Consider the following 14,567-nt stretch of genomic DNA (forward strand, 5'->3'; position numbering starts at 1 on the left):
ATGGGAAAAAGTACAGGATTTATGGAGTATGAAAGACAGACCAGCAAGGAAGTACCACCTCTTGAGCGCATAAAGAATTTTAACGAGTTTCACGAGCCGCTTTCAATGGAAGAACAGCGCAAACAGGCGGCACGTTGTATGGACTGTGGTGTGCCGTTTTGCCAGTATGGCAAGATGATTGCCGGTATGGCGTCCGGTTGTCCGCTGAATAACCTCGTGCCGGAGTGGAATGATAATGTGTATACAGGAAATATGGAGATGGCGTATAAGCGCCTCTCCAAGACGAATAACTTCCCGGAATTTACAAGCCGTGTCTGCCCGGCACTCTGCGAGGCAGCATGTACCTGTAATATCAACGGAGATCCAGTCTGCACGAAGGAAAATGAGCGGAGCATTATCGAAAATGCTTACGAGAAGGGCTATGTGAACTGTGAGCCGCCAAAAGTACGGAGTGGAAAGCGTGTTGCCATCGTTGGTTCGGGTCCATCCGGTCTTGCAGCCGCCGATCAGTTGAACCGCAGAGGACATCAGGTAACGGTATTTGAGCGTAGTGACCGTCTCGGTGGACTTCTGATGTATGGTATTCCGAACATGAAGCTGGAGAAGCAGATTATCGACCGTAAGATCGACTGTCTGAAGAAGACGGGCATCGAGTTCGTGACCGGAACAGAAATTGCAAATGGAAAGAACAACCAGAATCCGGCAGTTGCCAAGGGTGATGAGATGGCAGGTTATCTGACCGATGCCAAGGTGAAGAACGTAAAGGCGGAGAAGCTGTTGGAGGAATACGACGCAGTTGTCCTTGCGTGTGGCGCATCAAATCCACGTGATATCAAGGTAACCGGACGTGACGCGAAGGGAATCTATTTCGCAGTTGACTTCTTAAAGACAACAACGAGAAGTCTGCTCAATTCAAATTTTGCAGATGGAAAATATGTCAGTGCCAAGGGTAAAAAGGTGCTTGTCATCGGTGGTGGTGATACTGGAAATGACTGTGTCGGAACATCCATCCGCCAGGGTGCGGTTGCAGTGACACAGCTGGAGATGATGCCGAAGCTTCCAGAGACACGTGCAGCAAATAACCCATGGCCAGAGTGGCCGAGAGTCCTGAAGACGGATTATGGTCAGCAGGAGGCAATCGCGAAGTTTGGACACGATCCACGTATCTATGAGACAACCGTAAAAGAGATCGTGAAGAACAAGGATGGTCAGGTCTGTGCAGCAAAATGTGTGAAGCTTGCATGGGAGAAGGATCCAGAGACTGGACGTATGAACATGAAGGAAATCCCGGACAGCGAGTACACGATTGAGTGTGATCTGATTTTGATTGCAGCCGGATTCCTCGGTACACAGAAATATGTGGCAGATGCGTTCGGTGTGAAGCTGAATGCGCGCACGAATGTGGAGACAGCTCCGGGCGAGCACAAGACGAATGTGGACAAGGTGTACACATGTGGCGATATGCACCGTGGACAGTCGCTGGTTGTATGGGCGATCCGCGAGGGACGTGACGCAGCGAAGGAAGTTGACACATTCCTCAACGGCTACTCAAATGATTTCTAGAGGCATGTTTGCCAACCTATGAAAATTTAATAAGAATTGCACACAGTAATATAAAGCCATCTACAGACGCGCTTTCGCTCACTTCCGCACATAACAGACACTAAGCTCTGGAGAAACAATTTTTCAAATTGTCCCTCCAATCGCTAAGTGCTGATGTGCTCCAATGGTCTGTTGATGGCTTATATTATGTGTGCAATTCATGTTACCGTATTGAAGTTGGCAAACATGCATGAACACATTCTCATTTATGATTGTGCGGACGTGCCAATTCTATTCAGAATGAGTGCCACAACCTTGAAGTATGGAGAAGATATAGAATTATTAGTGCGGTTTATGCGCATCTGTCCCCTTAAGGTCTGGGTATGAGAAAACCCGTATAAAAATTGGCAAGTGATAATCGTGCAGGAAGCGATATGTTTGTAACCTAGAATTACTTAGTGTTCTTTTGATACATAAGCAATACCTGAACACGACGTTCAGGTAAGCCGCCACTGAGCCACGGATGGCGAATTGGCGGCGGTTGCGTATTAAGCATATATCTTAATTAAGAACACTTAGTAATTCTTGGTTGAAATACATTGCTTCTGCATGATATCACTTGCCAATCTATTATACGGGTTTTACTTCCCATAAACTTTCGTCAGATGCGAAACATCCAAATAGTCCGCGATGCCGTCCGCGTAGTCCGTTGGAACTTCCCCGGCGACGAGCGGTTTCAGATACGCAATCATTTCTGCGGTCACGTCGTGGTGGTCAGGCGTGATCCAGGAGACAGGCACTTCCTTTGCCTGATTTGCAACTTCACTGACCGGAGTATTGGAAAGCTCGTAGGTGTATGGAGCATTCGACAGACGATGCAGACTTACCATCTGTGCGCTTTCTCCATTCTTGGCAAGGACAACTGCATGTTTGCCAGAGAGGAAAGATTCTGTTAAGTCTGTCATGCTTGCCATATGTCCGGCACAACGCTGCAGAACATTGACTTCGACGGAACGAACCTTGATGCCGAGCTTTTCCTTTACAAGGTATTCCAGTGTCTTTCCGGCACCGCTCAACTGTGCATGTCCGAACTTGTCAGCGGCAGCATTGGTAGCAGAGATGTAGTTGCCGTCCTTGTCGCGGATACCTTCAGAGACAGCGACGATGACATTCTTGTATTTCTTTACCATTTCCTTTAAGTCTGTGATGAACTGCTCCTTGTCGAAGGCAACCTCCGGCAGGTAGATCAGATGTGGTGCAAGGCTGAATTCATTTCTTGCAAGCACAGAAGCAGCAGTCAACCAGCCGGCATCCCGTCCCATGATCTCGATGATATTGACACTTTCCAGATCGTAAATATAGGTGTCATAGGCAATCTCACGGATGGAACTTGCAATGTATTTGGCAGCAGAGCCAAAGCCTGGTGTATGGTCTGTCATGATCAGATCGTTGTCGATCGTCTTTGGCACACCGATGATGCGGATATCATTGCCGATGGAAGCCGCGTAAGCAGAGAGCTTGGCAACCGTATCCATGGAATCGTTTCCGCCGATATAGAAGAATGCACCGATGTTCATTTCCTCAAAGATGGAGAAGATTTCTTCGTACATAGAAACGTCGTCCTTCATATCTGGCAGCTTGAACCGGCAGGAACCGAGGTACATGGCTGGTGTGCGTGCAAGCTTCTGGATGAATGCGTCATCCTTGTCTGACAAATCCAGAAAATGTTTCTTCAGCACGCCCTGAATTCCGTGAATCGCACCATAAATTTTATCATATATTCCAAAATCTCTGGCAGCGGCAACAACGCCGGCAAGAGATGCATTGATAGCGGCTGTTGGTCCGCCAGACTGTGCAACGATACAGTTTTTATTCATGATAACTCCTTATTCTACTTTAAATATAATCATTTGGTATCAGACGTAAAGAATGATTTCGATTATAGTTGATTTACGCCATACAAAATTATATTAGCATATTCATACAGGGATAGCAAACCTAAAATCCGCGAATCTATGCATCGTCGAAAAGTGATAAAAAATTCTAAAAAAAACGAGAAATCCAAAAAATTTTATATAATATTCAAAAATTTTCAATTTCAATCAAATCTGATCTTATGTATTATAATGACATAAACAAAAGAAGAGAACTTCAAAAAAAGAAGTTACCCCCTCTCCCCCCTTTTTATGTGACAAAGCTGCGTGATCCATTCTCTCCCCTCTTTTTGGATTTCGCAGCTTTGTGTATAGTTAGACATAATTCGGGATGGGGTGGAAAGCATTTGCCCAATGTGGTATATATATGGTAGAATATGAAATGTTGGAGAATTCCAGCGGATATACGGATAAATATAAAATATGTAAAAGCATTACATATAAAGAAGGAATTAAGAAAGGTGGTACGCAGGCTATGAAGATTTTAGTAACAGGTGGCGCCGGATATATCGGAAGCCATACATGTGTGGAGTTGCTTGAGGCAGGCTATGATGTTGTGATCGTCGATAACCTTTACAATGCAAGCGAGAAGGCAGTTGACCGGATCGGACAGATCACAGGCAAGACGCCGACATTTTATGAGGCAGATATCCGGGATTATGAGAAAATGACAGAGATATTTGCTAAGGAACAGCCAGATACCGTGATTCATTTCGCAGGACTGAAGGCAGTTGGTGAGTCTGTGCGGAAACCACTGGAATATTATGAGAATAACATCGCAGGTACATTGAATCTGTGCAAGGTTATGCGTGAGAATGGCTGTAAGAATATTATCTTCTCATCTTCTGCAACTGTGTACGGCAATCCAGCCTTTATCCCTATCACAGAGGAATGTCCAAAGGGCGTTTGTACAAACCCTTATGGCTGGACAAAGCATATGTTAGAGCAGATCCTGACAGATATCCAGTTTGCAGATCCAGAATGGAATGTGATCCTGCTTCGTTACTTCAACCCAATTGGTGCACATAAGAGTGGTCTGATCGGAGAAGATCCAAAGGGTATCCCGAACAACCTGCTTCCATATGTAGCACAGGTAGCAATCGGCAAGCTTCCTTGCGTGGGTGTGTTTGGCAATGATTACGATACACCGGATGGTACAGGTGTCCGTGATTATATCCATGTTGTTGATCTTGCGAAGGGACATGTGGCAGCGATCAATAAGATCAAGGAGAATCCGGGCGTCAAGATTTATAACCTTGGAACAGGAAAGGGATACAGCGTACTTGATGTGATCCATGCGTTTGGCAAGGCGTGCGGCAAGGAGATCCCATATGAGATTAAGCCTCGTCGTGCTGGTGATATTGCAACCTGCTATTCCGATGCAAGCCTTGCAAAGAAGGAGCTTGGATGGGAAGCACAGTATGATATTGATGAGATGTGTGCAGATTCATGGAAGTGGCAGTCTATGAATCCGGATGGCTATAATACACCAGAAAAGTAAAAATTTACTAAAAATATTAAAAAGTAGGAAAGCAACCGTGTTAAGCGGTTGCTTTTTTTGCCTATTCGCGGTACAATTCGTATAATTGTGTGAAAAAATAAGGATTGAATGCCGATATTATAAGTTGGGTTTACTTATATATCGGAGGAATTTGAATGAGAAATAGAACAAACGATAAGAATTAGGGCTTTACATTGAATGCAAAGAACTGTCTGACTGCAGCGCAGACAGAGTTCATAGAGTTGTATGCGAAAAATGATACAACAATTATTGGATCCGAAACAAAATAAATTTACTGTAAATGGCGAGCAGATTGATATGCAGTTTTACTTTGTAGCAGCACCAGATAGTAATATGAGTAATAATTGGAATATATTGAAAGATTATTTAAATGTCATGCAATAGTAAAATGAGGGAGATATAGATGGCAGATTTTGCGAAAGAAAATCAATTTACACCCGATCAGCAGGCAGAGATTGATGCAGGCATCAAGGACAACATTGATGTGTCCATCTATGCAAAGCCGGAATTTCTTGCAATTCAGATGCATGAGATTCGGATTGGCCTTGTGGAGCAGATACCGGTCTCTTATTATGCGGACAGCCGGTATGATTGGTTTCAGATGGAAGAAATCCGTAAGGGACTGGAGATGTCTTTGGATGTCAGTAAATACGCAGATCCCGAGATCTCTTTTGATAGGATGCGCCAGATTCGGAAAGGGCTGGAAGCAGGCATTGATTTATCGGATAAAAAGAATATGGCTGCGGGGGTTCTGCAGCAGTTAAGAAAGGCGACACTGGAGCATATCGATTTATCTGTATATATCAATAACGGGTTTGATGAAGACCAACTGCATCAGATCCGGTTGGCAAAGAAAAATGGTGTAGATATTGATTCCTATGTGATACCGGATTTCCGGGGAATCTCGATTCGTGAGATTCGATTAGGATTGGAGCATCATATTGATGTGTCTGTGTATGCGAGCAGAGAATACACGTGGCAGCAGATGCGTGAGATCCGGTTAGGACTGGAAAAACATTTGGATGTAGAACAATATAAGAATGTGTTATATTCATGGCAGCAGATGCGGGAAATCCGGTATGGACTCGAAGAAGGTATAGATGTCAGCTATTACCGTAGCTTTATGTACACGACAAAGCTGATGCGGCAGCGCAGACTGGATTTGCTGGAAAAGACGAAAATGCCGATCCAGAATGTAGAAGCAGTGAAGAAACGATTTTCCTGTTTTGATATGTTGCTTAATCAGAGTGGTATGGAGGCAATCGTCATACTTCCAAATCCGGGAGTTCCGATAGCGCAGGATGAGGTGCTTTCGGCGATTAAGGAGGCAGATATCAAAAAAGGTGTTGACTATGCGGTTGTCAAAGCAATCTGCGATGGTACGACAAGTGGCGATATCGTAACACTGGCAAAAGGCGTGATGCCACAGGCAGGCGCAGATGGCTGGTATGAATTCTTCTTTGATACGAATGTAAAATCCAATCCGGTTTTGATGGAAGATGGTTCCGTGGATTATCAGAATGCAAAATGGTTTGAACTGGTGAAGAAAGGGCAGACGGTTGCTGTCTACCATGAAGCACAGGAGGGAACACCGGGTTATACAATTATGGGAGAATCCCTTGCGACAAAGAAGGGTAAGGAGAAGCCAATCCTGACAGGAAGTGGTTTCCAGATATTGGAAGATAAGAAGACATATATTGCGATGGAAAATGGAAAGATTGAGCTGAAAGATAACCGGCTTGTGATCTCCAGCGTATTAGTGTTAGATGATGTGACATGTGCAACCGGAAATGTTGATTTTGATGGTTCCATCTATGTACGTGGCAATGTTGGACAGGGTGTGAGTATCCATGCGACAAGAGATGTGCTGGTAGATGGATATTCCGAATCTTCGGTAATCGAGGCTGGTGGCGATATCATATTGAAAAAGGGTAACAATGCATCCGGACGCGGTTTCCTGCGGGCAAATGGCGATGTGATGGGCATGTTTTTCGAGTCCGCACGCGTATGGGCAGGTGGAAAGGTCAGTGCGAATTATTGTCTGCGGAGTGAGATTCATGCAGGTACCCGGATCGAGATATCAGGACGAAATGGTGTACTTGCTGGAGGACTGGCGCAGGCGCAGAATCTGATACAGGCAACTAACATCGGAAATGAGGCGAGTCTTGCTACACGGCTTGTGCTTGGAAATAAGGACAAAAATGTGCAGATGCAGGTAGACCTGCAGGGTAGGGAGAAAAAGGTTTCACAAGAACTTCGATTATTGCTGAATGCATATCAGGAGTTCCGGAAGAAGTTTGAACCTGTGATACGAAATGTACATCCGACCTATTTAAAACTGGAGGATGCAATTTATACAAAGAAAACAGAATTGGAGGAATTAAAGAAGAGGAAAGACGCAGTGGAGAAAGAACAAAAGAAACAAAAATCTGCGAAGGTAGTCGTTACCGGGAATTTGTATTCCGGTGTCAGCGTGGAGATTAATGGTGTGATTTGGCGTTCAGAACCAATGCGGAACGTGTATCTGGTGAGTAGAGGAAATCGTATCGGATCGTTACGGAATGTGTAAACGAAGGAGAAGCAAATGAGAAATAAAATTTTGATAGTGGATGATGTTGATATAAACCGCGAGATACTGCGTTCAATCCTGGAAGATGAATATACGATTCTGGAAGCTGAAAATGGAAAACAGGCACTTGAGATTGTAGATCAGGAAGCAAAAAATATGGCTGCAATTCTGTTGGATCTGGTCATGCCGGAGATGGATGGGACGCAGGTGCTGGAAGAGCTGAACCGACGCGAGGTGATCGGAAAGGTTCCGGTTCTGGTTATCAGTGGAGATCATACGGTGGAGGTACAGAAGAAGTGCTTTGAGCTTGGAATTTCCGATTTTATTGCGAAGCCATTTAACAATGCGATTATTAAGCAGAGAGTTAAAAATACAGCTGAATTTTTTGATTATAAATTAAAGCTGGAAGACAAGGTGGCTGAGCAGACGAACGTATTGCGGAAAGCATATCGCACCTTGCAGATCCAGGCAGAGCATCTGAAGAAGAAGAACCAGCAGATCATTGAAATGCTTGGTACGGTTGTCGAGTATCGAAGCACAGAAAGTGGAGAGCATATCCAGCGAGTAAAGGGATACACCCGGATTCTTGCAGAGGCAGTAATGGAGGATTATCCAGAATACGAACTGACAAAGGAGAAGATTGATATCATTGAGTCTGTCAGCGCTTTGCATGATATTGGAAAGATTGCGATTCCAGACCGTATTTTATTGAAGCCGGGCAGACTGACATCAGAAGAGTTTGAATATATGAAGTCCCATACGATCCGTGGATGTGAACTACTTGATTCCATCAAGGAGGATTGGAACGATGACACGATGAAATATGCGTATGAGATCTGCCGCCATCATCATGAGCGTTATGATGGTAAGGGATATCCAGATGGTTTAGTTGGTGATGAGATTCCAATCTGCGCCCAGCTTGTATCAGTTGCGGATGTATACGATGCACTTGTCAATGAGCGGTGCTACAAGGATGCGTTTTCAAAGGAAGATGCATATCGGATGATTATCACCGGAGAATGTGGTGTATTTTCACCGAAGCTGATGGAGTCGTTTAGAAAGGTACGTCCAGCATTCGAAAAACTTGCCAATAAGAGTTTCCGAAAATAAGAGCATACTTGATAAAAACAAGTAAAATAGCATAAAACACAGAAAAAGAGAAGTGAAAATACGTTTTCACTTCTCTTTTTCTAGTACAACTTAAAAACATGTGGAGATTTTACAATCTCACTTTATTATATTAAATAAAAGCTGCATATGCGCTTGATAATCATAAGTAAAACGATTAATTTGCTTGATATAAATATAAATATTGATATTTTGACTGGAAAAAACTGTTTGACAAATTAATTTTATTAAGTATAATGACAACATGTTGAGTAAGGAAAGCTAGCGGACTTAACAAAAAGAAAGAAACAAAAAGAGGAGGAAATGATTATGACAGAAGAAATTATGAATGCGATTTCAAGTGAAGTCTACGGCGTCTGGTTCTTGATCGGTGCGGCACTGGTGTTCTGGATGCAGGCAGGTTTCGCGATGGTGGAGGCAGGATTTACCAGAGCGAAAAATACTGGTAACATCATCATGAAGAACCTGATGGACTTCTGTATCGGTACCGTGATGTTTATCCTGATCGGTTTCGGTTTGTTCCTAGGTGAGGATGTGGCAGGTATCGTTGGTAAGCCTGGATTTGATATCTTCACAAATTATGCAAATTTTGATTGGTCAAACTTCGTATTTAACTTAGTGTTCTGTGCTACGACAGCAACGATCGTATCCGGAGCGATGGCAGAGAGAACAAAGTTCTTATCCTACTGTGTATATTCCGCAGTAATCTCCGCAGTCATATATCCGATTGAAGCACACTGGACATGGGGCGGCGGCTGGTTGTCTAAGATGGGCTTCCACGATTTCGCCGGTTCCAACTGTATCCACATGGTTGGTGGTATTTGTGCCCTGATCGGTGCAGCAATCCTTGGACCACGTATTGGTAAGTTCAAGAAGCAGAAGGATGGAAGCATCAAGGTTGGCGCATTCCCAGGACATAACTTGGCACTTGGTGCACTTGGTGTATTTATCCTGTGGCTTGGCTGGTATGGATTTAATGGTGCAGCCGCAACATCAGTTCCGCAGCTTGGTGCGATATTCACAACAACAACGATTGCTCCTTCCGTTGCAACAGTCGTATGTATGATCTTTACATGGATCCGTTATGGTAAGCCGGATGTATCTATGTGTCTGAATGCATCTCTGGCAGGTCTGGTAGCGATCACAGCACCATGTGATGTTGCAGATGCGACTGGCGCAATTGTCATCGGTGCGGTATCCGGTGTACTCGTAGTATTTGGTGTATGGCTGCTTGATAACAAACTCCGTGTCGATGATCCGGTTGGTGCCGTAGCCGTTCACATGATGAATGGTATCTGGGGTACGATCGCAGTTGGACTTTTCGCAACAGACAGTACACCTACCTATTCTCTTGCAGATGCAAATGGTGACAAATTACTTGGCCTTTTCTATGGTGGTGGATTCAAGCTCCTTGGTATTCAGTTGACAGGTATGCTTGCAACAGCCGCATGGACAGCTGTTACAATTACAATCACATTCCTTTTAATCAAGAAAATCTTCGGCCTGCGTGTATCCGCTGAGGAGGAAATCACAGGTCTGGATGCAACCGAGCATGGACTTGAGACAGCTTATGCAGGATTCATGACATATGGCGATCACATCAGCAGCGATGGCACGACAACGGTATCAACTCCTGCGATTCCGGAGAATGCAGTCCCTGAGGATGAGGCAGTTCCGGTTCAGGTTATGAGTGGTGGCACAGGTGTTGCTTCGGATGTCAAGCTTACAAAGATTTCTATCATATGTAAGCAGAATAAGTTTGAGGATCTGAAGAATGCTTTGAATGATGCCGGTGTAACAGGTATCACAGTCACACAGGTACTTGGATGTGGTGCCCAGAAGGGTCAGACGAAGTACTATCGTGGTGTTAAGATGGATATGACATTGCTTCCGAAGGTAAAGGTGGAAGTCGTTGTCAGCAAGGTTCCGGTTGCTACCGTTGTAAAGGCAGCAAAGAAAGCACTTTATACTGGTAGCATCGGTGATGGTAAGATCTTCGTCTATGGTGTCGAAAATGTAATCAAGGTTCGTACCGGAGAAGAAGGCTACGATGCTTTGCAGGGAGAAAACTAAATCATTTCCTTACATATAAAGAAAGGCGTCTTGCATGTGATGTGCAAGGCGCCTTTTGCTATAAGGTTTCACCGGATACAAGATGATTCAGGAAACATGAACCCTTTGCTGAATCCACGCATTGTAGATTTTGAATGGCTTTTCGAACAGTGGCTGTGCAAGTATGATCACGAGAATTATCGCGATGATAAGCCATAAAATATTTGCCCATCCATGAAAATGCTGATACAGGAACGGATATGTCTCCACGTATTCCAGATAGAAGAGAACCGGACGATGGAAGAAATAAATCGACATGGATTCTTTTCCGAGAGCATCTAAATGGAATATCTTATGCCTTGGGATGATACTTAAAATACATACACCAATAATAAATGTGATCATATATGCGGATAGCCGGAATAAAATACCGACCTCACCAGCATCGTCCAACAGGGCTTCATATGAACTTCTGCCGGTGAAGAAGCGGCGGAAGATGTAAAAACTGTCAATATTTAAACGGCAAATAATAAAAAATGCAAGGACGGTCACCGGTGCAAGAATCTGCATAACCGGACGGTGAAGCTGGTATTCTAATTTGTCCACATTGCACGTCCACCCGAGCACAAACCATGGGAAGAATACAAGACACCGGGAAAAAGCAAATACATCCCCGATTCCGTTGTCATAGCCAGCCAGAAGTGCAGCCAAAACTGCGATGGCTAAGATTTTGCGCTTATCGACATGGCGAAGCAGATAGGCACATGTATAGAATACACACATGGCGAAAAGGTACCACGGAACGCCGTCGGTTTTCACAAGTGAAAATGTAAGTCCGGGACTGGTCAGCCGTTGGAATGGAAAGATCAGCAGCTTCAACAGGACATACAGACCTGCAAAATTCGCAAGTTTTTTGCAGAAGCGTTCCTTTGTCTGAATCGCATGCTCGCACATCAATCCACTTGCAAATACAAATAAAGGCATGTGAAAACTGTAAATAAACAAAAATAAAGATTTACACATGTTGGAATGATAATCAATTCCGCTCTCTAAAAAATGTCCAGCGACAACACAGATGATCAAAAATCCTTTTACATTGTCCAGCCAGATGTTCCGTTTTTGCGTAGACATAGAAAGAACTCCTTTTCCATATAATCAATTACAGACAATAAAAGCCGTCGTTTATAGTAGTCTTGTCGGGGTGAAAAGTCAATAGAAAATCATTGTGCAAAATGTCCTCTTTTTTTCATGAAAGCGCAAATCCATTGGTAAATACTTAAGAAAATCCCAAAAAGCCTTGCAAATTCAAGGAAAGTGGCGTAATATCATGTCAACAAAAGAAATCAAAGACAACATAGTATTACTAAAAAATATACATACATATTTACGGAGGAATGGATCATGGCAGTAAAGAAAGCAACAGTTGATGCAACTATGGCAAAGGTAGAAGCTGCAAAGGCAGCAGCTCCAGCTAAGGAAGAAGTAAAGAAAGCAGCAGCTCCAGCAAAGAAGGCAGCACCTGCAAAGGCAGCAGCTCCAGCTAAGAAGGAAGAGCCAGCAAAGAAAGCAGCAGCTCCAGCTAAGAAAGCAGAGCCAGCAAAGAAGGCAGCAGCTCCAGCTAAGAAAGCACCTGCAAAGAAAGCAACTCCAGCTAAGGCAACCGCTCCTAAGGCAGTAAAGCTTTTTGTTGAGTATCAGGGTGGTCAGGTTTCCACACAAGATATCGCAGCAAAGGCAGCAGAGGCAAGTGGAAAGAAAGCAATCAAGGAGTTGAACGTATACTATCAGCCAGAGACAAATATGGTATACTATACAGCAGATGGAACAGAGGGTTCTTTCTCATTATAATTTGTATTCCCAAAACCTTTCATAAAAAAGAAGCACTCGATGAAATTGACCGAGTGCTTCTTTTTTATCAAGACGAAGGGTGTTAAATTCCCTTCGCTTTTGCAGTGCAGGCTTTCATGGCGTCCATGACAGCCCCGCGGAATCCTTTTTCTTCTAAGACACGAACCGCTTCGATAGTGGTTCCGGCAGGAGAGCATACCATATCTTTGAGTTCTGCAGGGTGCTTTCCAGTCTCTAAAACCATCTTTGCACTTCCGAGTACCGCCTGGGCTGCGAATTTATATGCCTGTGCCCGTGGCATACCATCGGCTACTGCTGCATCAGCCATCGCTTCGATAAACAGAAATACATAAGCTGGCGAACTGCCGCTGACAGAGACAACAGCATCCATCAGGGATTCAGGGATTGCCTCGGCAAGTCCAAAGCTACTCAGTAATTTCAATACATATGCAAATTCATCTTCTGTGACAAGGTTGTTCTTGCAGACACCTGTGATGCCTTCTCCGACAAGGGCTGGTGTATTTGGCATGGTACGAACGATCTTTACATCACCAAGCCGCTCTCCAAGCCAAGCCAGTGTCTTGCCCGGTGCGATCGTAACGATGATCTGCCCGGCAGGGAGCGTTGGTTGGATCTCTGCGATCACCGTCTCGTAATACTGAGGTTTTACGGATAAGAATAATACGTCTGCCTGTGTGGATACTTCCGTATTCGATGCAGTTGTACAGATACTAAGGGTTTCCTTTGCTTTCTCACGTGCAGCTTCCGATGCATCTGCTGCGATGATTTCCGAAGCATCGATTCCAGCGTGTGCCTTCAATCCGCCGATAATGGCGCTTGCCATATTTCCACAACCAATAAATCCAACTTTGTATTTCATGCTTGTTCATCCTTTCTGTTTTGTCTATCTGATTATTCAAAAGCCATGCGTGCCTGTAATCCAAAATCCGGTCGGTCGGTGATGATACCATCGACACCTTTGCGGATAAGTTTGCTCATTTTTGCAATATCGTTGACTGTCCATGCATAAACTTCTTTGCGATGCAGATGCATGCGCAGGAGAAATTCCCGTGTCACGAACTGGAAATGCGGGGAGATAAAATCTGCCTTGCATACATGTAACCGGTGAAGCGGAAAATATTCGTTTAACCGGTGGATAATCGTGTTACGTGGTGTCCCAATCAGCAGCCCCGCTTTGATGTTCGGATCGATCTCCTTGATACGAAGTACCGAACGGTCAATAAATGACTTCATCATATAATCGGAGTAATCATAATAGCGTTCCACCAGATCAATGATTTTCTGTTCATATCCAGTTTCTTTTAACTCGATATCCAGCTTGATTTTTCCACGGCACAGCTCCAATACTTCCTGTAAAAGCGGAACCCGGTAACCGTGCGTGCCGGTGATTCTACAGATTTCGTCATAGGTAAGTTGGCGGATATCCGTGCCGTTTAAATCTGGATTGTGAAATGCAATCAACTGATGATCCTTCGTTCGACGGATATCAAACTCTGCAAAATCTGCCTGCAGATTGATCGCAATCTGAAACGCCTCCAATGTGTTTTCGTGGGTGGCGAGTGCCGAAGCACCCCGATGTGCGATGATCGCAGTCATCATAGAGCATCATCTCCGCGCTCTCCGGTACGAATACGTACAGCATCTTCTATATCATATACAAAAATCTTACCATCCCCATAACTTCCGGTTGGAATACGTTCTGTAACCATGGCGATCAACTTCTCGCATACATCATCGGAGACAACGGTCTCAACCTTCAGTTTCGGGAGAAGATTGACGAAATAATCGCCGTTATGGTGCTGGGACTTATATCCCTTCTGGTTACCGTAGCCCATGATATTGCTGACCATAGCTCCGGTTGTGCTGCATTCATCCAAAATCTCTTTCATGTCATCCAGCTTCTCAGGTCGGATGATCACTTCCACTTTTTTCATCTTGATACCTCCTGATC

General features: G+C 44.3%; 12 protein-coding genes. 7 read left to right on the forward strand and 5 right to left on the reverse strand.

Annotated features, from left to right (window positions below; translation table 11 throughout):
- The gene (locus tag AAAT93_RS03630) at nt 1–1,563 is read left to right on the forward strand and encodes a glutamate synthase subunit beta (RefSeq protein WP_118374078.1); all 1,563 of its coding nucleotides are present in this window, start codon (nt 1–3) and stop codon (nt 1,561–1,563) included.
- Nucleotides 1,564–2,183: 620 nt separating this feature from the next.
- On the opposite strand, the gene AAAT93_RS03635 is transcribed toward AAAT93_RS03630, so the two are convergent.
- Nucleotides 2,184–3,419, reverse strand: coding sequence for a 6-phosphofructokinase (locus AAAT93_RS03635; protein WP_227572974.1), 1,236 nt, complete (start codon nt 3,417–3,419; stop codon nt 2,184–2,186).
- Nucleotides 3,420–3,951: 532 nt separating this feature from the next.
- Here AAAT93_RS03635 and galE point away from each other — a divergent pair.
- The 5 genes from galE (at nt 3,952) to AAAT93_RS03660 (ending at nt 10,768) form a co-directional block, all read left to right on the forward strand.
- Entirely contained in the window at nt 3,952–4,977 is a 1,026-nt protein-coding gene (gene galE / locus AAAT93_RS03640) for a UDP-glucose 4-epimerase GalE (RefSeq protein ID WP_117780600.1), read from the forward strand.
- 246 nt (nt 4,978–5,223) lie between these two features.
- On the forward strand, nt 5,224–5,382 hold the full coding sequence (locus AAAT93_RS03645) for a hypothetical protein (RefSeq protein WP_181985513.1): 159 nt from the start codon (nt 5,224–5,226) through the stop codon (nt 5,380–5,382).
- Nucleotides 5,383–5,401: 19 nt separating this feature from the next.
- Nucleotides 5,402–7,567: a DUF342 domain-containing protein gene (locus AAAT93_RS03650; RefSeq protein ID WP_227572975.1), complete on the forward strand. Its 2,166-nt coding sequence runs from the start codon at nt 5,402–5,404 to the stop codon at nt 7,565–7,567.
- A 15-nt stretch (nt 7,568–7,582) separates the two neighbouring features.
- The gene (locus AAAT93_RS03655; protein ID WP_021985326.1) at nt 7,583–8,677 is read left to right on the forward strand and encodes an HD domain-containing phosphohydrolase; all 1,095 of its coding nucleotides are present in this window, start codon (nt 7,583–7,585) and stop codon (nt 8,675–8,677) included.
- Nucleotides 8,678–9,004: 327 nt separating this feature from the next.
- Complete coding sequence (locus tag AAAT93_RS03660; protein WP_117780585.1) at nt 9,005–10,768, forward strand: ammonium transporter; 1,764 nt, start codon at nt 9,005–9,007, stop codon at nt 10,766–10,768.
- A gap of 87 nt (nt 10,769–10,855) precedes the next feature.
- Here AAAT93_RS03660 and AAAT93_RS03665 read toward each other — a convergent pair whose 3' ends face one another.
- Nucleotides 10,856–11,878, reverse strand: a complete 1,023-nt coding sequence (locus AAAT93_RS03665) for an acyltransferase family protein (RefSeq protein ID WP_227572976.1) — start codon at nt 11,876–11,878, stop codon at nt 10,856–10,858.
- Nucleotides 11,879–12,148: 270 nt separating this feature from the next.
- On the opposite strand from AAAT93_RS03665, the gene AAAT93_RS03670 reads away from it, so the two are divergent.
- On the forward strand, nt 12,149–12,595 hold the full coding sequence (locus tag AAAT93_RS03670; RefSeq protein ID WP_196020311.1) for a DUF6465 family protein: 447 nt from the start codon (nt 12,149–12,151) through the stop codon (nt 12,593–12,595).
- Between the two features lie 82 nt (nt 12,596–12,677).
- Here the strand turns inward: AAAT93_RS03670 and proC are convergent, their stop codons facing one another.
- From proC to AAAT93_RS03685, 3 genes are read right to left on the reverse strand one after another with little or no spacing between them, the layout of a single operon-like run.
- Nucleotides 12,678–13,475 carry a pyrroline-5-carboxylate reductase gene (gene proC, locus AAAT93_RS03675; protein WP_117780582.1) on the reverse strand — a complete coding sequence of 266 codons (798 nt, stop codon included), beginning with the start codon at nt 13,473–13,475 and terminating at the stop codon, nt 12,678–12,680.
- A gap of 32 nt (nt 13,476–13,507) precedes the next feature.
- On the reverse strand, nt 13,508–14,215 hold the full coding sequence (locus tag AAAT93_RS03680) for a glycerophosphodiester phosphodiesterase (protein ID WP_021985321.1): 708 nt from the start codon (nt 14,213–14,215) through the stop codon (nt 13,508–13,510).
- Entirely contained in the window at nt 14,212–14,550 is a 339-nt protein-coding gene (locus AAAT93_RS03685; protein ID WP_021985320.1) for a P-II family nitrogen regulator, read from the reverse strand. The genes AAAT93_RS03680 and AAAT93_RS03685 overlap by 4 nt, the downstream gene beginning before the upstream one ends.
- Between the last annotated feature and the right edge of the window lie 17 nt (nt 14,551–14,567).

The organism is Coprococcus hominis (ex Arizal et al. 2022) (assembly GCF_040094675.1).
Lineage (GTDB): Bacteria > Bacillota > Clostridia > Lachnospirales > Lachnospiraceae > Coprococcus_C > Coprococcus_C hominis.